We start from the raw sequence: 20,687 nt of genomic DNA on the forward strand, positions 1-20,687 counted from the left end.
AAAATTCAGCCCTCACCCCCCGCCCCTGCCGGCCGGGGGTTTTTGTCGTTTCCAGCGCCCCGCTTTCATGGACCTGCCCAAGCTCATCCCCGGCAAACGCCACGCCCTGCCCGCCCCGCCCGCCTCCAGCGACGCGCTGCTGCTTGCCCAGCTGGCACAGCGCGAAGCGGGCCAGGGCCGGCTCACGGCCATCGTCACCGCCGATGCGGGCGACGCGCGGCGGCTGATGGACGAAATCGCCTTCTTCGGCCCCGGCCTGCGCAGCGTGATGTTCCCCGACTGGGAAACGCTGCCCTACGACACCTTCAGCCCGCACCAGGACCTGATCAGCGAGCGGCTGGCCACGCTGTGGGCCATTCGCCAGCGGCAGGCCGACGTGGTGCTGATTCCCGCCACCACGGCCTTGTACCGCCTGGCGCCGCCCGGCTTCATGGCGGGCTACACCTTCCACTTCAAGCAGGGCCAGTCGCTGGACGAGGCCGCGCTGAAATCTCAGCTGACGCTGGCCGGCTACACGCACGTGACGCAGGTGGCGAGCCCCGGCGAATACGCGGTGCGCGGCGGGCTGATCGACCTGTTTCCCATGGGCAGCGCGATGCCGTTCCGCGTCGACCTGTTCGACGACGAGATCGACTCGATCCGCGCCTTCGACCCCGACACGCAGCGCAGCCTGTACCCCGTGCCCGAAGTCCGTCTGCTGCCGGGCCGCGAATTCCCCATGGACGACGCGGCACGCGCCAAATTCCGCAGCCGCTGGCGCGAGCTGCTGGAAGGCGACCCGACCAAGAGCCGCATCTACAAGGACATGGGCAACGGCGTCGCCACCGCGGGCATCGAGTACTACCTGCCGCTGTTCTTCGACGACACGGCCACCGTGTTCGACTACCTGGGTGACAGCGCCACGCTGGTGCTGCACGGCGACCTGGAAGCCGCATTCCAGCAGTTCGCGCAGGACACGCGCGAGCGCTACCGCCTGGCGCAGGGCGATCCCGAGCGGCCCGTGCTGCCGCCCGAGGCGCTGTTTCTGGACGCCGAGCAGTTTTATGTGCGTGCCAAGCCGCATGCGCAACTGGCGGTGCGCGGTGTTGTTCCTCCCCCCGCTGGGGGCGGCGCGCAAGACACCAACCCCTTCGCCGAATTCGACCACCTGCCCGACCTCACGGTCGTGCGCGGCGCCGACGATCCACTGGCGCGCCTGCAGGCGCATCTGCGTGCCAGCCCGCACCGCGCGCTGGTGCTGGCCGAAAGCGCGGGCCGGCGCGAGAGCCTGCTGGACTTCCTACGCGCGTCCGGGCTCCATCCGCCCGCCTTCGATTCGCTGGCCGAATTCCAGGCCAGCGACGAGCCGACGGGCATCGCCACGGCTGCGCTGGCGCGCGGGTTTGCCTGGGTCGAGGGCGGCATCGACTTCGTGACCGAGACCGAGCTGTTCGCGCAAGGCAGCACCACGCGCCGGCGCCGCAAGCAGGAACAGGTCAGCGACGTCGAAGCGCTGATCAAGGACCTGAGCGAGCTGAACCTGGGCGACCCGGTGGTGCACGCGCAGCACGGCATCGGGCGCTATCGCGGGCTGGTGAACATGGACATGGGTGCGAAGAACGCCGACGGATCGCCTGCGCTGCAGGAATTCCTGCATCTCGAATACGCCGCCGACGCCGTGCTGTACGTGCCGGTGTCGCAGCTGCACCTGATCGGCCGCTACACCGGCGTCAGCGCCGACGAAGCGCCGCTGCACAAGCTGGGCAGCGGCCAGTGGGACAAGGCCAAGCGCAAGGCGGCCGAACAGGTGCGCGACGCGGCGGCCGAGCTGCTCAACATCTACGCCCGCCGCGCCGCGCGCGAGGGCCATGCGTTCCGCTACAGCCCACACGATTACGAAACCTTTGCGGCCGACTTCGGCTTTGAAGAAACCGCCGACCAGAAAGCCGCCATCCACGCCGTGGTGCAGGACATGATCAGCCCGCAGCCGATGGACCGGCTGGTGTGCGGCGACGTGGGCTTTGGCAAGACGGAAGTCGCCCTGCGCGCCGCCTTTGTCGCGGTGACAGGCGGCAAGCAGGTGGCCTTTCTCGCGCCCACCACGCTGCTGGCCGAGCAGCACTATCAGTTGATGGCCGACCGCTTTGCCAAGTGGCCCATCAAGGTGGCGGGCATGAGCCGCTTCAACTCAACCAAGGAAGTGAACGCCACGCTCAAGGGCATTGCCGACGGCAGCGTCGACATCGTGGTGGGCACGCACAAGCTGCTCAGCGACAAGACGCAGTTCAAGAACCTGGGCCTGCTCATCATCGACGAGGAGCACCGCTTTGGCGTTCGCCACAAGGAGGCGATGAAGCAGTTCCGCGCCGAGGTGGATGTGCTCACGCTCACCGCCACGCCGATCCCGCGCACCATGGGCATGGCGCTGGAAGGCCTGCGCGATTTGAGCGTGATCGCCACCGCCCCGCAGCGCCGCCTGGCCATCAAGACCTTTGTGCGCAACGAGGGCACGGGCGTGATCCGCGAAGCCGTGCTGCGCGAATTGAAGCGCGGCGGGCAGGTCTACTTCCTGCACAACGAGGTGGAAACCATCGAGAACCGCCGCCAGGCGCTGGAAAAGATCCTGCCCGAGGCGCGCATCGCCATCGCCCACGGCCAGATGCCCGAGCGCGAGCTGGAGCGCGTGATGCGCGACTTCGTGGCCCAGCGCTACAACCTGCTGCTGTGCTCCACCATCATCGAGACGGGCATCGACGTGCCCACCGCCAACACCATCGTCATGAGCCGCGCCGACAAATTCGGCCTGGCGCAGTTGCACCAGCTCCGCGGCCGTGTGGGCCGCAGCCACCACCAAGCCTACGCCTACCTGATGGTGCCCGAGATCGAGGGGTTAACGAAGCAGGCGGCGCAGCGGCTCGACGCTATTCAGCAGATGGAGGAGCTGGGCAGCGGCTTCTACCTGGCCATGCACGACCTGGAGATTCGCGGCGCCGGCGAGGTGCTGGGCGAGAACCAGAGCGGCAACATGATGGAGATCGGCTTTCAGCTCTACAACGAGATGCTGGCCGAGGCGGTGAAAGCCTTGAAGGCCGGCAAGGAGCCCGACCTGCTGAGCCCCATGCAGGCCGTCACCGAAATCAACCTGCACGCGCCCGCCCTGCTGCCGGGCGACTACTGCGGCGACGTGCACCTGCGCCTGTCGTTCTACAAGAAGCTGGCCACCGCCAAAACCAGCGAGCAGATCGACACGCTGCTGGAAGAAATCGTCGACCGATTCGGCAAGCTGCCGCCGCAGGCGCAGACGCTGGTCGATGTGCACCGGCTGCGCGTGCTGTCGCAGCCCTACGGCGTGCAGAAGGTGGACGCGGCGCCGGGCGTCATCCACATCGCCTTCAAGCCCAATGCGCCGGTGGAGCCCATGGCCATCATCCAGATGATCCAGAAGAACAAGCACATCAAATTGGCCGGCAACGACAAGCTGCGCATCGAAAAAGCGCTGCCCGAGCCGAAGGACCGCGCGCAGATGGTGCGCGACGTGCTGCGCGGCCTTGGCCAGCCGGTGCCCGCGCGGAAGGAGGCCGCGCTGACCTGACAAGCCCCGCCGCGCGCGTCCTACACGCAGCGTCGCCGCACCACTACCCCGTCGGCACGGGCTGATGCGTACATTCGTTTGCAAGCCTCCACGCCCACGTAACTCCGGTTATCGAACGTGCATGGTGTCTTACCCAAACCACTGTCCATCAACCCTCTGAAAGGGAGCACGTAACATGAAAAAGCTCACCACAGCCGCGATGCTTGCCAGTCTGGTGTTGTCCGGCGCCGCCTTCGCGCAGAATGACCCGCGCCAGAGCGCGCAGAACAGCGACGCCTCCAAGCCCAATTCGCCGCTGAAGGAAAAAGGTCAGCCTGACGCCGGCCAATTCAACCCCACCGGTCGTGCCGCTGTGCCAGTGGCCCCCGCTCCGGTTGTCGTCCCGGCACCGGCGCCCGCGCCTGCGGTCGTGGTGCCGCCTGCCCGTCCGGCTCCGGCGCCTGTCGTAACGCCGCCCCCGCCGCCGCCCCCTGCGCCGGCCCCCGCACCGCTGCCTCCGCGCCGCGACCGCGGCTGACGGTAGCCAGCCACGCACTCCGGTTTGCGGAGAAACGAAAAAGCCTCGTTCATCGAGGCTTTTTCGTGTCAACGACGAGCGCGGCGCCGTCTGCGTTCACAATGTCTGTCGATGTCTTTTTGCCCTGCCATGCCGCACAAGCTTCAAATCGTGCCCCCTTCCTTCCGTGCGTTGACGGCGGCGTTGCTGCTGTCGTGGTCGTCGTGGGCCGCACAGGCCGCCACGCTCGACGCGGCGGCCACCGCGGTCGATTCACCGGCGCCGCTGGCGGGCTTCGCCGGTGCGACGGAGGACGCGGCCGAGCGCATCCGCCGCCTGGCGGCCGATGTGCGGCGTTCGGGCGATGCCGGGGGGCGGGCCTTCGCCATCATCGACAAGCCGGGCGCCACACTGTGGGTGTTCGACGCCCAGGGTCGTGCCGTGGCACAAAGCCCGGTGCTGGTCGGTCAGGCGCAGGGCGACGTGGCGCCACCCGACATCGGCAATCGCCCGCTGTCCAAGGTGCGCCTGCACGAAAAAGTCACCATGGCCGGCCGCTACCTGACCGAGCCGGGCCGCAACCACCAGGGCGAAGACATTGTCTGGCTCGACTACGACTCGGCCCTGTCGATGCACCGCGTGCGCAACGTGCCGGGCGAAGGCCGCCCGCGCCGCCTGCAGACGCCCGGCGTGCAGGACAACCGCATCTCGTTCGGCTGCGTCAACATTCCGCCCAGTTTTTACGACCGCGTGATCGACCCGATGTTCTCGCGCTCGCAGGGCGTGGTCTATGTGCTGCCCGAAACGCGCTCGGTCGCCAGCGTGTTCCCGTTTGCCACCGACGCCGACACGCCGGCGCTGGCCCGCGCGCCGTCGACGCCTGCGCGCTGAGCTGCCGTCACCGCTACCGCTGACCACGTGGCGCCCCGCGACCGGCGGCTGCGTGGATAATTGCAGTTTTCGAGCCTTTTTGACCGCTGGCGCTTGCCCAAACTGCGCAGGCAGCTATCGAAAACGAAGCAAATGGACACCTCATCCTCTTCCCCGCACGTGCGGGAAATCAGCCCCGGCCTGAGCGTGCGCGGCCTCGCGCTGCCGCTGTCCCTGCGTGACTACAAGCTGATCGCGTTCGACATGGATTCGACGCTGATCAACATCGAATGCGTGGACGAAATCGCCGACGCCGCCGGGCGCAAGGCCGAGGTCGCCGCCATCACCGAAGCCGCCATGCGCGGCGAAATCACCGATTACAAGGAAAGCCTGCGCCGCCGCGTGGCCATGCTGGAAGGGGTGCGCGAAGAACAGCTGGCGCAGGTCTACCGCGCGCGGCTGCGCCTGAACCCTGGCGCGGCCGAACTGGTGCTGGCCTGCAAGGCCGCGGGGCTGAAGGTCCTGCTGATCTCGGGCGGCTTCACCTACTTCGCCGACCGCCTGCGCGACCGCCTGGCACTGGACTTCGCCCGCAGCAACAAGCTGGACATCGTCGATGGGCAACTCACCGGCCGCATCCTGCCGCAAAGCTGGGGCGACATCTGCGACGGCGACATGAAGCGCCAGACCGTGCTTCGCGTGTGCAGCCTGCTCGGCTGCGACCCGGCCCAGGCCATTGCCATGGGAGACGGCGCCAACGACCTGGAAATGATGGGCGCCGTCGGCCTGTCTGTCGCCTACCGCGCCAAGCCCCGCGTGCGCGAGCAGGCCAAAGTGGCGATCGACATGGGCGGGCTGGATCGGCTGCTGGAAGTGTTCAGCGAAGCCGATCGCTGACCCGCGCCTTCAGGCCGGTACCGCCGGCAAGCCCGACAGCGCCTGGGCCAGTTCCTTCTCGTCGTAGCTCTGGTCGGTCAGTTCGCCGGCAAAGTACTTCTGGTAGCTGCCCATGTCGAAGTGGCCGTGGCCGCTCAGGTTGAACAGGATGGTCTCGGCCTTGCCTTCGCGCTTGCAGCGCAGGGCTTCCTCGATGGCGCCGCGCACGGCGTGGTTGGCTTCAGGCGCGGGCACGATGCCTTCGGCGCGGGCAAAGGTGACGCCGGCTTCAAAGCATTGGTTCTGCGTGTAGGCGGTGGCTTCGAGCAGGCCCAGTTCCTTGCAGTGGCTGACCAAGGGCGCCATGCCGTGGTAGCGAAGGCCACCGGCGTGAAAGCCCGGCGGGGTGAACGTGCTGCCCAGCGTGTGCATCTTGGTCAGCGGGGTCATGTGGCCGGTGTCGCCGAAGTCGTAGGCGTATTTGCCGCGCGTGAGGCTTGGGCACGCCGCCGGCTCGACGGCCACGATGCGCGGCTTGGCGCCGCCGCGCAGGCCATAGCCGATGAACGGGAACGCGATGCCCGCGAAGTTGCTGCCGCCGCCGGTGCAGCCTACGATGACGTCGGGCCAGGCGTCGGCCATGTGCATCTGCTCCATCGCTTCCAGTCCGATGATGGTCTGATGCAGCAGCACGTGGTTGAGCACGCTGCCCAGCGCGTACTTGGTGTCGTCGCGCTGCGCCGCGATCTCCACCGCTTCGCTGATGGCGATGCCCAGGCTGCCCGGGTGGTCGGGGTTCTCGGCCAGCACGCGGCGGCCGTATTCGGTCTCGTTGCTGGGCGATGCCACGCAGCGCGCGCCGTACGTTTCCATCAGCGCGCGACGGTAGGGCTTCTGGTCATAGCTGACGCGCACCTGGTAGATCGTCACGTCCAGGCCGAACAGTTGCCCGGCCATGGCGAGCGAGCTGCCCCACTGGCCGGCGCCGGTCTCGGTGGTCAGCCGCTTGATGCCGGCCTGCGCGTTGTAGAAGGCCTGCGGAATGGCCGAGTTGGGCTTGTGGCTGCCGGCGGGGCTGACGCCTTCGTATTTGTAGAAGATGCGCGCCGGCGTGCCCAGGGCTTTTTCAAGACGGTGCGCGCGAAACAGCGGCGCCGGGCGCCACAGGCGGAACACTTCGCGCACGGGTTCGGGGATTTCGACCTCGCGCTCGGTCGTCACCTCTTGCTGAATCAGCGACATCGGAAACAGCGGCGCCAGGTCGTCCGGGCCGATGGGCTGCAGGGTGCCCGGGTGCAGCACCGGCGGCATCGGCTTGGGCAAGTCGGCCTGGATGTTGTACCAGAACTTGGGCATCTGGCTTTCTTGCAGCAGGTACTTGGTTTGGGTGCTCATGGCTGTTTCCTCCAGCGTTGGTCTAAAGTGCCAGTATGCCAGCGGCGCGGACACCCCCTTCATGAATCGAGCGCAAGCGCCCGCGTGGGGCCGATGGCGCTCGCACCTCGTCACGCTGGCGATGGTGCTGGCGGTGCTGGCCGGCGCGCACCTGTGGCAGACGCGCCATGTGCCCAGTGGGCCGGCGCCCGACTTCGAGGCACTGGCCGTGAGCGCACAGGACGGCGCCGTGCTGAGCCTGGCGCAGTGGCGCGCCGCGCACCCCGGCCGGCCCGTGGCGCTGCATTTCTGGGCCGACTGGTGCACGATCTGCCGACTGGAGCAATCCAGCATCACGGCCGTCGCCGCCGACTGGCCGGTGCTGACCGTGGCCATGCAATCGGGCGACGTGGCCGCCGTGCGCCGCGTGCTGGCGCAGCGCGGCCTGGCCTGGCCCACCGTGATCGACCCCGACGGCGCGCTGGCCGCGCGCTACGGCCTGGGTGCCGTGCCGGCGTTGGTCGTCATCGACGCTGGAGGCCGCATTCGTGCCAGTAGCGTCGGTTACACCAGCGAAACGGGCATGCGGCTGAGGTTGTGGTGGGCTGGGCTTTAGGGCACGAGTTGCAATTTCAATTCACCGACAGCGCTTGCCCATCAAACAAAAGAGCTATTAAAACAGGAGCAAAACCGTCTCCGACACTCATGTGTTCGCCCCACTCATACACGGCATAGCGCACTTTCTAATTGACGGCGACGACAACTGTATTGTGATGCGCTCCACAACACCGAAAGACTTTTGCCTCTCCCCAAGGCGACGGACAGGGGCGGCAAGAGCCCGACGCACCACCGCCCTTATCGACGTTGGCGACGCCAACCGGTAACGCCGGCCGTCAGTGCCAACAGCAACAAGCTCCAACCTGACAACGTCGGTACCGCAACTGGCGCCTGAGGTTCCTGGGCACGCGGCTGCGTCCACTTCACCTCCAGCGTGTTGGAAGGAAGCGACCCATTGCCGGAATCCACGGTAGCCTGCAGCACGTCCATCCCCAACCCACCGACACCCGGGTAGCTGAACACGGCCACGCCGTTCGAATCGGTCTTGACCACCAGATACACGTTGTCAACGTTCGGGCCGCTGGCGAGGGTGAGCGTTACATCAACGTTGGGCACAGGCTTGCCATTGGCATCGGTCACGGTGGCCTGTGCCTGGTGGGTTGCGCCCACCGGGTGAGAATTGACCGCCTGTGTCAAGCTGATCGCCGCTGGCGGGGGGCCCTTCACTGTCACCGTGGCCTTGGCCGTAGCGCAGTTGGTCGGATGCGAAATCTGGCAGATCTTGTAATCCAGTGAATAGGTCCCGGGCGGCGTGTTGGCTGGGACATTGACTGCTCCCGTAGCGGTATCCAGGGTGATAACGAAGCCAGCTGGGGAGGTGTTGGATCCCGGTACCTCGCTTACCGTGACAAAGGTGCCCAGCTGCGGCACCACCTGACCGTGCAGCCCTCCCGGATTCATGTCGTCGTTGCTCAATACGTTGGCAATCGCTTGGCCGCCAGTCGCAAACACCGATCCTGAATCGTCCACGGCCAGCAGGTTGGCCGGACAACTGGACGGTCCCGACGCTGAAAGGAAGTTTTGCAGATTCTTGATGAGCTGAATGTTTTGTGAGGTCTGCGTCGAGGGTCCGAGATTGCCCACGTCGCCAAAGAAGGAGATCCGGCCCTTGCCACCGACCATGTCAGCTTCGTCGAACGCAGCGGTATTGGTCACGCCGGACATACTGGCGAGATCGCCCTGATAGGCGACGCGGTTGCGCGCAGGAATGTTGCCCAACAAACCGCCGCCATTGTCAAAACCGATTTGACTGGGCTGTGGGCTGCCAAGCGGAAAAGGCACCGCATGAACGCTCGCGATGGAAGCCGGATTCAACTCCCAAGTTCCCCCTTGCATCGAGGTCGAATACGTGACCGAACCTCCGCCAGAGGCCGGGAGCAAGCGGGTGTTCATGATGTCCAGCATCCACGCTGTGTACGCTGCAGACATGGACATCTGTCCCTCGGGGTATTCGCCGCTGAAATGGACGCTGCCGCCACCCGCCAGGTAGGTCTTGATCGCGTCACCATCCGCAGCCGTCGGCGTGTAGTGGTTCACCCAGTGCAACCAGATCAGGCAGTACTGGCCCAGATTGGCATTCGGCCCTGACAGATAACCCGACAGCCCAGTCAGGGTCTCCGTGGCAACCACATCGTAACCATCCAGAACCAAAGCCTGAGCGGATACGTAACCAACAGAGCCGTGAAAAAGCACCTTGCAATTGGCCGCGTGTGCGTGCTGAACCGCGGAAAGGCTCAGGAGCATCGCCACAGCAACCGCCAGCTTTGCCCAAGCGCGCAGCAGCGCAGTAACCACATTTCCAGCCATTTTTCCCCCTATTCCTGAGTTTTGCACTGCGCCAGCATGACCACCGGTTCAGTCATACCCCATTGGTAATCAAAAATGATTATATGGACGCGCGCACGCCAGTTCAGGCAGTGGCCCCATGCCAATGAGACCATCTGTTCATGCAGCGCCCTCAAGCCTCCGGCGCCATGTGCTCGCCCCACTCGTACAGCGCCTCCAGCACGCCCTGGGCACGCTCGTCGTCGGCGCTTTCGGCCAGTTGGTCGACGCGGTCGAACAGCCCTTGCACCGTCAGCGCGCCGCCTTCGCCATGCAGCAGGCGCGCGGCGCGGTGCTGCAGCCAGCGCGCCTGCTCGGGGGCGCTCAGCGTGTCGGGGAAGTTGCGCGCCCGGTAGCGGAACAGCAACTCGCCCAGGCGCTCGTCGTCGAAGCCGGTGCGTGACGTGGCCAGCTCCTGCGGAGAGAGCTTCAACAACCCGTCCAGCCGGCGGCGGTCGGCGTTGCCGACGAAGGCGCCGTACAAATCCTCGTCCACGTCAACCGGCGTGGTCGCGGCCGGGCGCGCATAGACCTGCGGCCACAGCGCGCTGAGGTCGGGCAAGGCGCGCAGGCGGTCGAAGTGGCGCTCGGCCAGCCCCAGGTCGATGCCCCAGCGCTTCATCAAGTCGGGCTGCTTCTGCAGCATGGCCACGCCGCCGATGACGATGGGCGACTTGTTCAGGTGCACGCCCTTGATGGCCAGCCGCGTGACGCCTTCGGGCAAGTCGGCGGTGGGCGTGAACAGGCGCTCGCGCACGGCGTCGGGCTTCAGATCGGCCAGCTCGGCCGGGTCGGCCGACAGGTCCCACGCCAGCAGCTCGTTCTTGTTGGTCGGGTGCATGGCCAGCGGCGCCATCAGTGCCAGGCAGCCGCGCGCGGCGCCGAACATGCCGCTGATGTGCACAAACGGCCGCGCCTCGCGCAACGTGGTCGGCAGGCCCAGTTCCTGCGCGACGCGCTCTTTTTTTCGTAGCGACAGGCAGAAGTCGAACAAGCGCGGCTGGCGCGCTCGCAGCAACCGCGCCAGCGCGATGGTGGCGCGCACGTCGGACAGCGCGTCGTGCGCTGCGTCGTGCGCCAGGCCGTTGGCGGCGCTCAGCTTTTCAAGCCGGAAGGTGGTGTGCCCGTCGTCACCGCGTGGCCATTCGATGCCATCGGGCCGCAGCGCGTGCGCGGCGCGCACCACGTCCAGCAAGTCCCAGCGGCCGCAGTCGTTCTGCCACTCGCGCCCATAGGGTTCACGCAGGTTGCGCCACAGCAGGTGGCGCGTCACCTCGTCGTCGAAGCGGATCGAGTTGTAGCCCACGCCGATGGTGCCCGGCTCGGCCAGCAGCGCGTGGATACGGGCGGCAAACTCATGCTCCGGCACGCCCTTGGCCGCGCATTCCTGCGGCGTGATGCCGGTAATGAGGCAACTCACCGGGTCGGGCAGCACGTCGGGCGCCGGTTGGCAGTACAGCATCACCGGCGCGCCGATTTCGTTCAGGTCGGCATCGGTGCGGATGGCGGCGAACTGCGCCGGGCGGTCGCGGCGGGGGTTGGCACCGAAGGTTTCGTAGTCGTGCCAGAGGAAGGTGGGCGTGCTCATCGTGGCGCCAGCATAACGGGCGCCACGGCGGCGCGACGGTCGCAGCCGCTTACTGCGGCTTGGCCGGGCGGTGCAGGCCGCAGATCTTGTGGCCGTCCGGGTCGCGGAAGTAGCACAGGTACAGCCCCGCCGGGCCGCCGCGCCAGCCGGGCGGGTCTTCGATGGCCACGCCGCCGTGGGCCAGGGCGGTGGCGTGAAACTGGTCGACCTGCTCGGGGCTGGCCAGCGCGAAACCGACGGTCGTGCCGTTGCCGCCGGTCGCGGCCTGGCCGTCGATGGGCTGGGTGACGCTGAAGGTGCCGCCGTTGGCGCGCCAGAACACACGATGGCGGTCCAGCACGCCGGGCTTGGCGCCCAGGACGGCCAGGACGGCGTCGTAGAAGCTGCGGGACTTTTCGAGATCGTTGGTGCCGATCATGATGTGGCTGAACATGGGTCTCCTCGTGAGTGGGCTGGAAATTTGCCGCCACATGATAGTGCGCGCGCCCACAAAAAAAGGCCGGCTGCGCAGGCAGCCGGCCCCTGTGGACGACGCGAAGCCGTCAGTCCGCGGCGACTTCCTCTTCCGGCTCGGCCGGTTCGGCGCCGCGGCTGCGCTCGCGCTTGGGCAGCGGGGTGATGTCGAGCGTCACCTCGTCCTTGTCGTCCAGGTCCACCGTCAGGCGACCGCCTTCGGTCAGGCGGCCAAACAGCAGCTCGTCGGCCAGCGCCTTGCGGATGGTCTCCTGGATCAGGCGCTGCATCGGGCGCGCGCCCATCAGCGGATCGAAGCCCTTCTTGGCCAGGAACTTGCGCAGCTGGTCGGTGAAGGTGACCTCAACCTTCTTCTCGGCCAGTTGCTGCTCCAGTTGCAGCAGGAACTTGTCGACCACGCGCAGGATGACCTGCTCGTCGAGCGGCTTGAAGCTGACGATGGCGTCCAGCCGGTTGCGGAACTCGGGCGTGAACAGGCGCTTGATGTCGGCCATCTCGTCGCCCGCCTGACGCTGCGTAGTGAAGCCGATGGTGCTCTTGTTCAGCGTCTCGGCGCCCGCGTTGGTCGTCATGATGATGATGACGTTGCGGAAGTCGGCCTTGCGCCCGTTGTTGTCCGTCAGCGTGCCGTGGTCCATCACCTGCAGCAGCACGTTGAAGATGTCGGGGTGCGCCTTCTCGATTTCGTCGAGCAGCAGCACGCAGTGCGGCTTCTTGCTGATGGCCTCGGTCAGCAGGCCGCCCTGGTCGAAGCCGACATAGCCGGGAGGCGCGCCGATCAGGCGGCTGACGGCGTGGCGCTCCATGTATTCCGACATGTCGAAGCGGATCAGCTCGACGCCCATGATGTAGGCGAGCTGCTTGGCCGCTTCGGTCTTGCCGACGCCGGTGGGTCCGCTGAACAGGAAGCTGCCAATCGGCTTGTCGCCCTTGCCCAGACCCGAGCGCGCCATCTTCACGCTGGCGGCCAGCACTTCGAGCGCCTTGTCCTGCCCGAACACGACCGACTTGAGGTCGCGCTCCAGCGTCTGCAGCTTGCTGCGGTCGTCGTTGCTGACGCTGGCCGGCGGGATGCGGGCGATCTTGGCGACGATCTCCTCGATCTCGTGTTTGCCGATGGTCTTCTTGCGCTTGCTGGCCAAGGCGATGCGCTGCGCCGCGCCGGCCTCGTCGATCACGTCGATGGCCTTGTCGGGCAGATGCCGGTCGGTGATGTACTTGGCCGACAGCTCGGCCGCGGCCTGCAGCGCAGCCGTGGCGTACCTCACACTGTGGTGCTCCTCGAAGCGGCTCTTGAGCCCCTTGAGGATCTCGATCGTCTCGGGCACCGTAGGTTCGACCACGTCGACCTTCTGGAAGCGCCGCGACAGCGCCGCGTCCTTCTCGAAGATGCCGCGGTATTCGGTGAACGTGGTCGCGCCGATGCACTTGAGCTGGCCGCTCGACAGCGCGGGCTTGAGCAGGTTGGACGCGTCCAGCGTGCCGCCCGACGCCGCGCCGGCGCCGATCAGGGTGTGGATCTCGTCGATGAACAGGATGGCGTTGGGCTTGTCCTTGAGGCTTTTCAGCACGCCCTTCAGGCGCTGCTCAAAGTCGCCGCGGTACTTGGTGCCCGCCAGCAGCGCGCCCATGTCGAGCGAATACACCGTGGCCTCGGCCAGAATCTCGGGCACCGAGCCTTCGGTGATGCGCCAGGCCAGGCCTTCGGCAATGGCCGTCTTGCCCACGCCGGCCTCACCCACCAGCAGCGGGTTGTTCTTGCGGCGGCGGCACAGGATCTGGATGGTGCGCTCGACCTCGTATTCGCGGCCGATCAGCGGGTCGATCTTGCCGTCCTTGGCGTTCTGGTTCAGGTTGACGGTGAACTGCTCCAGCGGCGACTGCTTCTCGTTCTTTTCGGTGGCCTCCTCGGCCTCACCGCTGGCGCCGGGCTGGCCTTCGGCCGGCTTAGGCTGGTCGGGCGGGTCGCTCTTGCGGATGCCGTGCGCGATGAAGTTGACGACGTCCAGGCGCGTCACGCCCTGCTGGTGCAGGTAGTACACGGCGTGCGAGTCCTTCTCGCCAAAGATGGCGACCAGCACGTTGGCGCCAGTGACTTCCTTCTTGCCGTTGCCGGTGGACTGCACGTGCATGATGGCACGCTGGATGACGCGCTGGAAACCCAGCGTGGGCTGGGTGTCCACGTCGTCGGTGCCGGCGACCTGGGGCGTGTTGTCCTTGATGAAATTGGTGAGCGACGAGCGCAGGTCGTCGATGTTGGCCGAGCAGGCACGCAAGACCTCTGCCGCGCTGGGGTTGTCCAGCAGGGCCAGCAGCAGGTGCTCGACCGTGATGAATTCGTGGCGCTGCTGACGGGCCTCGACAAATGCCATGTGGAGGCTGACTTCCAGTTCCTGGGCAATCATGGTGTGTTTCCTTTAGCGCCTCAAGCTTACGAATTTCCAGAGGCTTCGACTGTGACAGTTGGGGGAGGTTCAGTGATATTCAACGCCATGTCGCCTGCTGTGGCTCGCCGGGAAAGCCCTAGTCGACAGGCTCGCTGACGCACTGGAGCGGGTGCCCCGCCTGGCGCGCCGCGTCCAGCACCTGCTCAACCTTGGTATGCGCCACGTCGCGCGTGTACACGCCGCATACGCCCTTGCCGTCCAGGTGGATCTTCAGCATGATCTGGGTGGCGCTTTCGCGGTCCTTGCCGAAGAACTCCTGGATCACGACCACCACGAACTCCATGGGCGTGTAGTCGTCGTTCAGCATCACCACCTGGTGCATCTGGGGCGGCTTGACTTTCTGCGGCACGCGCTCAAGCAGCACTTCGCCGCCACCACCACCGCCGGGCTGCTTCACGGGTGCGATCGGGCCCGGCGGGGCGGGCACTTTCGGTTGGGATGTCGCCATGAAAATCATTCTATAAGGCCGCCGCGCACGGGTATCGAGGCTGGCCGCCGGTTAAGCAGATGGGGCCGAGTCAGCCGGCTGCAAGCTGGATCGGCGAGCGTGGAGTCCGCGCGTCTACAACAATGCAGCCCGGTTGACAAGGGCAAAGTGGTTCCGCGACACTCCCAGCCGGGTGGATGGATGTAACAAAAAAGGAGAGACCCGCATGCCCAACGGTAAAGTCAAGTGGTTCAACGACCTCAAGGGGTTCGGCTTCATCGAGCCGGACGAAGGCGGGCCCGATGTGTTCGCGCATTTTTCGGCCATCGACATGGACGGCTTCAAGACGCTCAAGGAAGGCGCCCGGGTGAGCTACGAGGTCGATCAGGGCCCCAAGGGCCTGCTGGCGCTGAAGATCCGCACCGTGGAATCGGACGGCGCCCTGGCCGGCAACCCGATGCCGGCCCCGGTGACGACCGAGTCGTCAGCGCTGCCGAACTGAAAGTTCGCACGAAACCAAAAGCCCGGGTCGCCCCGGGCTTTTTTTGTGGGCGCGGCGGCCGCGTCACATGCGGTCGATCATCGCCTGGCCAAACCCCGAGCAGCTGACCTGCGTGGCGCCCTCCATCAGGCGCGCGAAATCGTAGGTCACCCGCTTGCTGAGGATCGCCTTTTCCATGCTGTCGATGATCTTGTCGGCCGCCTCGGTCCAGCCCATGTGGCGCAGCATCATCTCGGCGCTGAGGATTTCGGAGCCCGGGTTGACGTAGTCCTTGCCGGCGTACTTGGGCGCGGTGCCGTGGGTGGCCTCGAAGCAGGCCACGCTGTCGCTCATGTTGGCGCCGGGCGCGATGCCGATGCCGCCCACCTGCGCCGCCAGCGCGTCGCTGATGTAGTCGCCGTTCAGGTTGAGCGTGGCAATCACGCTGTATTCGGCCGGCCGCAGCAGGATTTGTTGCAAAAACGCGTCGGCAATCGAGTCCTTGACGATGATGTCACGACCCGTCTTGGGGTTCTTGAACTTGCACCACGGCCCGCCGTCCATCAGCTCGGCGCCGAATTCGCGCTGCGCCAGCGCGTAGCCCCAGTCGCGAAAGCCGCCTTCGGTGTACTTCATGATGTTGCCCTTGTGCACCAGGGTGACGTTGGGCTTGTCGTTATCGATGGCGTACTGGATGGCCTTGCGCACCAGGCGCTCGGTGCCCTCGATGGAGACGGGCTTGACGCCGATGCCCGACGTCTCGGGAAAGCGGATCTTGCGCACGCCCATCTCGTCGGTCAGGAAGCGGATCAGCTTCAGCGCCTGCGGGCTGCGCGCTTCCCATTCAATCCCGGCGTAGATGTCTTCCGAGTTCTCGCGGAAGATGACCATGTTGACCTTTTCGGGCTCTTTCAGCGGCGACGGCACACCGCGGAAGTACTGCACCGGCCGCAGGCAGACGTACAGGTCCAGCTCCTGCCGCAGCGCCACGTTGAGCGAGCGGATGCCGCCGCCCACCGGCGTGGTCAGCGGCCCCTTGATCGACACCACGTAGTCGCGCACTGCGTCCAGCGTCTCCTGGGGCAGCCACTCGTCGGGGCCGTACAGGCGCGTGGATTTTTCGCCCGCGTACACCTCCATCCAGTGGATGCGGCGCTTGCCGCCGTAGCACTTCTCGACCGCCGCGTCGACCACCTTGATCATCACCGGGGTGATGTCGACGCCGGTGCCGTCGCCCTCGATAAAAGGGATGATCGGGTTGTCGGGCACGTTCAGCGTGAAATCGGGGTTGACGGTGATTTTCTGGCCGTCGGCGGGCACCTGGATGTGCGACGTCATGGGGCGGAGTCTCCGGAAAAAAGCTGAGGGGCCGGCAAAGCGGCGAGATCGTTTTTCATTCTAGGGCCTGTTCTGGGGCCTCCCGCGCCAATGCGCCGCTGCGACAATGCGAGCCGCACGACCGCCGCGGGCAGAACCTTTTTCAGGCCGCGCGGGTCATAGCCTGTTCCTGATCCGGTCTTTCGCCATGCACCAGAAACTTCGTCGTCCCTTGCTGATAGCCTTTGTTACGCTGGCCTGCACGCCTGCGTTCGCGCAGCGCGCGGCCGACGGGCAGCCCCAGCTTGACCTGCCCCGCACCACGCTGACCGCGGGCATGCACCGCATCGAGGTGCAGCTGGCCACCACGCCGGTCCAGCGCCAGATCGGGCTGATGCATCGGCGGGACATGCCGGTGCATGAAGGCATGCTGTTCGCTTTCGAGCAGCCCGGCGTCCAATGCTTCTGGATGAAGAACACACTGATCCCGCTGACGGCGGCCTTCGTGGCCGACGACGGCAGCATCGTCAACCTGGCCGACATGAAGCCGCTGGACGAGGCCAGCCACTGTTCCACCAAACCGGTGCGCTACGTGCTGGAGATGAACCAGGGCTGGTTCGAGCAGCGCCACATCAAGGCAGGCGCCAAGCTGCGCGGCAAGCCGTTCGACGGCGCGCGCTAGGGAAGCTCTGCGCAATGCACATTGAGATGTGCTGATGGCGTCCAATCGATCTGAGATGCTGCTTCGAGCCGCTGCGTAGTGACATCGCGGCCGTCGAGGGCCGGTTTTGAGGCCTTTCGGCCACCTGCAGGCGGACTCATGCCTGCAGGCCCATCAAGGCTTTGCGCGCCATCCACAGATTGGACAGCGCAAACAGCGTGTGCAGTTGCGCCGTGTTCTTGGCCAGGCCCCGATAGCGCACCTTCACATAGCCGAACTGGCGTTTGATCACCCGAAACGGGTGTTCGACCTTGGCCCGGATGCTGGCCTTGATGCGTTCGAGTTGCTCGGTCAACTCGTCTTTCAGGCGGCCGTGATCCAGCAATTTGCGCTTGCCCGGGCGCATGGCGATGTTCCAGCGCACGCCGGCCTTGGCATCGGGCCGTTTGTCGGCGCCCAGGTAGCCGGCATCACCCCAGGCTTGCACTTCCTCGCCGTGCAGCAAGGTGTTGGCCTCAACCACATCATTGACGCTGCCCGCCGTGCCGCGCACGGTGTGCACAAGGCCTGAGTCGGCGTCCACACCGATGTGGGCCTTCATGCCGAAATACCACTGGTTGCCCTTCTTGCTTTGCTTCATCTGCGGGTCGCGCTGGCCCGAGGCGTTCTTGGTCGAACTCGGGGCGGCGATCAGCGTGGCGTCCACCACGGTGCCGGCGCGCAGCAGCAGGCCCTTGGCGCCCAGCAGTTCATTGACCAGCGCCAGGATCTGGGCGCTGAGCTTGTGGTCTTCGAGCAGGCGGCGGAATCGAAGGATCGTGGTTTCGTCGGGTACGGCCGTATCCCAGTTCAGGCCCGCGAACTCGCGAAACAGCGGCACGTCGTGCAGCGCTTCTTCCATGGCTGGATCACTCAAGCCGAACCATTGCTGCATGAAGTGAATGCGCAGCATCGTCTGCACGGCAAAGGGCGGGCGACCCCGTCTGCCTTCAGGTGCGTAGGGCGCGATCAGTTCCACCAACGCCGCCCACGGCACCACGCGTTCCATCTGCGCCAGGAACTCGCGCTTGCGCGTGCGCTTGGTGGTCAGGTTCAGACCCAGCTCGGCTTGCTTCATGGCGGCGATTGTGGCTCGAAATCGCAACGCTCAGCACATCGCAGGACGAATTACGCAGACCTTCCCTAGCTTTCCAAATAAAAATAGCCGCTTGCGCTTGTCAGACAAGCGCGAGCAGCTATCATTTTTGAATTATCGCTGGGCGCAGCGATCTTCGTGCGAAAGCCGCAAAAGACGCGAAAGAAGTCATTCAAAAAAACTTCCGCGCCTTTTGCGCCACCTCTGCGCCCTTTGCGTTCAAAGGCCTTCAAGGGCTTTCAAGGGCGCTCCAACCCTCAGGCCGCCACCTTCGTCAAGGCATCGTTGAAGGTCTTGCTCGGGCGCATGACCTGCGCCAGTTTGGCCGGGTCGGGCTGGTAGTAGCCGCCGATGTCGACCGGCTTGCCCTGGATGTCGGTCAGCTCCTTGACGATGGCCTGTTCGTTGTCGGCCAGGGCCTTGGCCAGCGGCTTGAAGCGCGCGGCCAGGTCGGCGTCGTCGGTCTGGGTGGCCAGTTCCTGCGCCCAGTACAGCGCCAGGTAGAACTGGCTGCCGCGGTTGTCGAGCTGGCCGGTCTTGGGCGACGGGTTCTTGTTGTTGTCCAGCAGCTTGCCGGTGGCGGCGTCCAGCGTCCTGGCCAGCAGCTTGGCCTTGGCGTTACCGGTCTTCAGGCCCAGGTCCTCCAGCGACACGGCCAGCGCCAGGAACTCGCCCAGCGAATCCCAGCGCAGGTGGTTTTCCTCGACCAGCTGCTGCACGTGCTTGGGTGCCGAGCCGCCCGCGCCGGTTTCGTACATGCCGCCGCCCGCCATCAGCGGCACGATGGACAGCATCTTGGCGCTGGTGCCCAGTTCCATGATGGGGAACAGGTCGGTCAGGTAGTCGCGCAGGATGTTGCCGGTGGCGCTGATGGTGTCCTGGCCGCGCACCACGCGCTCCAGCGTGTAGCGCATGGCGCGCACCTGGCTCATGATCTGGATGTCCAGGCCCGTGGTGTCGTGCTCGTGCAGGTACATCTTGACCTTGGTGATGAGCTGGTTCTCGTGCGGGCGGTACGGGTCGAGCCAGAACACCACCGGCATGCCCGAGTTGCGCGCGCGCGTGACGGCGAGCTTCACCCAGTCGCGGATAGCGGCGTCCTTCACCTGGCACATGCGCCAGATGTCGCCGGCTTCGACGTTCTGGCTCATCAGCACCTCGCCCGTGGCCAGGTCGGTGATGTTGGCCACGCCGTCCTCAGGGATCTCGAAGGTCTTGTCGTGGCTGCCGTATTCCTCGGCCTGCTGCGCCATCAGGCCGACGTTGGGCACGGTGCCCATGGTCTTGGGGTCGAAGTTGCCGTGCCACTTGCAGAAGTTGATCATCTCCTGGTAGATGCGGGCGAAGGTCGACTCCGGCATCACCGCCTTGACGTCCTTCAGGCGGCCGTCGGCGCCCCACATCTTGCCGCCGTTGCGGATCATGGCGGGCATCGACGCGTCGACGATCACGTCGTTGGGCGAATGGAAGTTGGTGATGCCCTTGGCCGAGTCGACCATGGCCAGCTCAGGCCGGCCCTCGTGGCAGGCGTGCAGGTCGCGCTTGATCTCGTCCTGCTGGCTTTGCGGCAGCGTGGCGATCTTGTTGTACAGGTCGACCATGCCGTTGTTGACGTTGACGCCCAGTTCGTCGAACACCTTCTGGTGCTTGGCGAACGCGTCCTTGTAGAAAATGCGCACGCAGTGGCCGAACACGATGGGGTGCGACACCTTCATCATGGTCGCCTTGACGTGCAGCGAGAACATCACGCCGGTCTTGTAGGCGTCCTCGATCTCCTTCTCGTAGAAGGCCATCAGCGCCTTCTTGCTCATGAACATCGAGTCGATCACCTCGCGGTCCTGCAGGCTGACCTTGGGCTTGAGCACGATGGTCTTGCCCGACTTGGTGATGAGTTCCATCTTCACGTCGCGCGCGCGGTCCAGCGTCATGGACTTTTCGCCGTGGTAGAAGTCGCCCGAATGCATGTGCGAGACGTGGCTGCGCGAGGCCTGGCTCCATTCGGCCATGCTGTGCGGGTTCTTGCGGGCGTATTCCTTGACGGCGCGCGGGGCGCGGCGGTCGGAGTTGCCTTCGCGCAGCACCGGGTTGACGGCCGAGCCGATGCACTTGTTGTAGCGCGCGCGGATGTCCTTTTCCTTGTCGTCCTTGGGATTTTCAGGAAAGTCGGGCACCTTGTAGCCCTTGTCCTGCAGCTCCTTGATGGCGGCCTTCAGCTGCGCCACCGACGCGCTGATGTTGGGCAGCTTGATGATGTTGGCTTCGGGCTTGAGCGTCAGCTTGCCCAGCTCGGTCAGGTTGTCGGGCACGCGCTGCGCTTCGGTCAGCACTTCCGGAAACTGGCCCAGGATGCGGCCCGCCACCGAAATGTCGCTGGTGGTGACGTCGATGCCAGCCGGCGCCGTGAAGGCCTGGATGATGGGCAGGAACGACGCGGTGGCCAGCAGGGGCGCTTCGTCGGTCAGCGTGTAGACGATGGTGGATGGCTTGTCGCTCATGGTGGTCTCTCCAGTGGTCTTCTTTATGGGCAT

The 20,687-nt window shown here is 65.7% G+C and carries 16 protein-coding genes; 7 read left to right on the forward strand and 9 right to left on the reverse strand.

Translation table 11 applies throughout. From position 1 onward, the window contains the following. Positions 1-67 precede the first annotated feature (67 nt). The 4 genes from mfd to serB all read left to right on the forward strand — a co-directional run bounded on the left by mfd (position 68) and on the right by serB (position 5,834). A complete protein-coding gene (gene mfd / locus R0D99_RS13325; RefSeq protein WP_317748657.1) occupies positions 68-3,571 on the forward strand; it encodes a transcription-repair coupling factor in 3,504 nt (1,167 codons plus the stop codon). 175 nt (positions 3,572-3,746) lie between these two features. Further along, positions 3,747-4,088: a hypothetical protein gene (locus tag R0D99_RS13330; RefSeq protein WP_317748658.1), complete on the forward strand. Its 342-nt coding sequence runs from the start codon at positions 3,747-3,749 to the stop codon at positions 4,086-4,088. A gap of 150 nt (positions 4,089-4,238) precedes the next feature. Continuing rightward, on the forward strand, positions 4,239-4,958 hold the full coding sequence (locus tag R0D99_RS13335) for a L,D-transpeptidase (protein ID WP_317748659.1): 720 nt from the start codon (positions 4,239-4,241) through the stop codon (positions 4,956-4,958). Positions 4,959-5,090: 132 nt separating this feature from the next. Further along, positions 5,091-5,834, forward strand: a complete 744-nt coding sequence (gene serB, locus R0D99_RS13340; RefSeq protein WP_317748660.1) for a phosphoserine phosphatase SerB — start codon at positions 5,091-5,093, stop codon at positions 5,832-5,834. Between the two features lie 9 nt (positions 5,835-5,843). Here serB and R0D99_RS13345 read toward each other — a convergent pair whose 3' ends face one another. After that, positions 5,844-7,208 carry a TrpB-like pyridoxal phosphate-dependent enzyme gene (locus R0D99_RS13345; protein WP_317748661.1) on the reverse strand — a complete coding sequence of 455 codons (1,365 nt, stop codon included), beginning with the start codon at positions 7,206-7,208 and terminating at the stop codon, positions 5,844-5,846. Between the two features lie 61 nt (positions 7,209-7,269). Here R0D99_RS13345 and R0D99_RS13350 point away from each other — a divergent pair, with 61 nt between their 5' ends. Then, on the forward strand, positions 7,270-7,803 hold the full coding sequence (locus R0D99_RS13350) for a redoxin domain-containing protein (protein ID WP_317748662.1): 534 nt from the start codon (positions 7,270-7,272) through the stop codon (positions 7,801-7,803). A 239-nt stretch (positions 7,804-8,042) separates the two neighbouring features. Here R0D99_RS13350 and R0D99_RS13355 read toward each other — a convergent pair whose 3' ends face one another. The 5 genes from R0D99_RS13355 to clpS all read right to left on the reverse strand — a co-directional run bounded on the left by R0D99_RS13355 (position 8,043) and on the right by clpS (position 14,586). Beyond that, positions 8,043-9,611, reverse strand: a complete 1,569-nt coding sequence (locus R0D99_RS13355; protein ID WP_317748663.1) for an IPTL-CTERM sorting domain-containing protein — start codon at positions 9,609-9,611, stop codon at positions 8,043-8,045. Between the two features lie 151 nt (positions 9,612-9,762). Further along, positions 9,763-11,217: an exodeoxyribonuclease I gene (gene sbcB / locus R0D99_RS13360; RefSeq protein WP_317748664.1), complete on the reverse strand. Its 1,455-nt coding sequence runs from the start codon at positions 11,215-11,217 to the stop codon at positions 9,763-9,765. 49 nt (positions 11,218-11,266) lie between these two features. After that, positions 11,267-11,650, reverse strand: coding sequence for a VOC family protein (locus tag R0D99_RS13365; protein ID WP_317748665.1), 384 nt, complete (start codon positions 11,648-11,650; stop codon positions 11,267-11,269). A 109-nt stretch (positions 11,651-11,759) separates the two neighbouring features. After that, a complete protein-coding gene (gene clpA / locus R0D99_RS13370; protein ID WP_317748666.1) occupies positions 11,760-14,096 on the reverse strand; it encodes an ATP-dependent Clp protease ATP-binding subunit ClpA in 2,337 nt (778 codons plus the stop codon). 118 nt (positions 14,097-14,214) lie between these two features. Beyond that, entirely contained in the window at positions 14,215-14,586 is a 372-nt protein-coding gene (gene clpS / locus R0D99_RS13375; protein ID WP_317748667.1) for an ATP-dependent Clp protease adapter ClpS, read from the reverse strand. Positions 14,587-14,791: 205 nt separating this feature from the next. On the opposite strand from clpS, the gene R0D99_RS13380 reads away from it, so the two are divergent. Further along, complete coding sequence (locus tag R0D99_RS13380) at positions 14,792-15,067, forward strand: cold-shock protein (RefSeq protein ID WP_317748668.1); 276 nt, start codon at positions 14,792-14,794, stop codon at positions 15,065-15,067. A gap of 63 nt (positions 15,068-15,130) precedes the next feature. On the opposite strand, the gene icd is transcribed toward R0D99_RS13380, so the two are convergent. After that, complete coding sequence (gene icd / locus R0D99_RS13385) at positions 15,131-16,384, reverse strand: NADP-dependent isocitrate dehydrogenase (RefSeq protein ID WP_317748669.1); 1,254 nt, start codon at positions 16,382-16,384, stop codon at positions 15,131-15,133. 187 nt (positions 16,385-16,571) lie between these two features. Here icd and R0D99_RS13390 point away from each other — a divergent pair, with 187 nt between their 5' ends. Beyond that, on the forward strand, positions 16,572-17,045 hold the full coding sequence (locus tag R0D99_RS13390) for a DUF192 domain-containing protein (RefSeq protein WP_317748670.1): 474 nt from the start codon (positions 16,572-16,574) through the stop codon (positions 17,043-17,045). Between the two features lie 136 nt (positions 17,046-17,181). Here R0D99_RS13390 and R0D99_RS13395 read toward each other — a convergent pair whose 3' ends face one another. After that, a complete protein-coding gene (locus tag R0D99_RS13395; protein ID WP_317748412.1) occupies positions 17,182-18,141 on the reverse strand; it encodes an IS5 family transposase in 960 nt (319 codons plus the stop codon). Positions 18,142-18,416: 275 nt separating this feature from the next. Next, positions 18,417-20,654 (reverse strand): NADP-dependent isocitrate dehydrogenase, encoded by a 2,238-nt coding sequence (locus R0D99_RS13400; protein ID WP_317748671.1) that lies wholly within the window; start codon positions 20,652-20,654, stop codon positions 18,417-18,419. Positions 20,655-20,687: the final 33 nt, after the last annotated feature.

The organism is Ottowia sp. SB7-C50 (assembly GCF_033110285.1).
Taxonomy (GTDB): Bacteria; Pseudomonadota; Gammaproteobacteria; order Burkholderiales; family Burkholderiaceae_C; genus Ottowia.

Bases quoted from the DNA above. Each gene is read 5' to 3' on its own strand.
- R0D99_RS13395 (WP_317748412.1), bottom strand. From the start codon at position 18,141: ATGAAGCAAGCCGAGCTGGGTCTGAACCTGACCACCAAGCGCACGCGC.
- R0D99_RS13330 (WP_317748658.1), top strand. From the start codon at position 3,747: ATGAAAAAGCTCACCACAGCCGCGATGCTTGCCAGTCTGGTGTTGTCC.
- R0D99_RS13350 (WP_317748662.1), top strand. From the start codon at position 7,270: ATGAATCGAGCGCAAGCGCCCGCGTGGGGCCGATGGCGCTCGCACCTC.
- serB (WP_317748660.1), top strand. From the start codon at position 5,091: ATGGACACCTCATCCTCTTCCCCGCACGTGCGGGAAATCAGCCCCGGC.
- R0D99_RS13380 (WP_317748668.1), top strand. From the start codon at position 14,792: ATGCCCAACGGTAAAGTCAAGTGGTTCAACGACCTCAAGGGGTTCGGC.
- sbcB (WP_317748664.1), bottom strand. From the start codon at position 11,217: ATGAGCACGCCCACCTTCCTCTGGCACGACTACGAAACCTTCGGTGCC.
- clpA (WP_317748666.1), bottom strand. From the start codon at position 14,096: ATGATTGCCCAGGAACTGGAAGTCAGCCTCCACATGGCATTTGTCGAG.
- mfd (WP_317748657.1), top strand. From the start codon at position 68: ATGGACCTGCCCAAGCTCATCCCCGGCAAACGCCACGCCCTGCCCGCC.
- R0D99_RS13390 (WP_317748670.1), top strand. From the start codon at position 16,572: ATGCACCAGAAACTTCGTCGTCCCTTGCTGATAGCCTTTGTTACGCTG.
- R0D99_RS13365 (WP_317748665.1), bottom strand. From the start codon at position 11,650: ATGTTCAGCCACATCATGATCGGCACCAACGATCTCGAAAAGTCCCGC.
- R0D99_RS13345 (WP_317748661.1), bottom strand. From the start codon at position 7,208: ATGAGCACCCAAACCAAGTACCTGCTGCAAGAAAGCCAGATGCCCAAG.
- R0D99_RS13400 (WP_317748671.1), bottom strand. From the start codon at position 20,654: ATGAGCGACAAGCCATCCACCATCGTCTACACGCTGACCGACGAAGCG.
- R0D99_RS13355 (WP_317748663.1), bottom strand. From the start codon at position 9,611: ATGGCTGGAAATGTGGTTACTGCGCTGCTGCGCGCTTGGGCAAAGCTG.
- clpS (WP_317748667.1), bottom strand. From the start codon at position 14,586: ATGGCGACATCCCAACCGAAAGTGCCCGCCCCGCCGGGCCCGATCGCA.
- icd (WP_317748669.1), bottom strand. From the start codon at position 16,384: ATGACGTCGCACATCCAGGTGCCCGCCGACGGCCAGAAAATCACCGTC.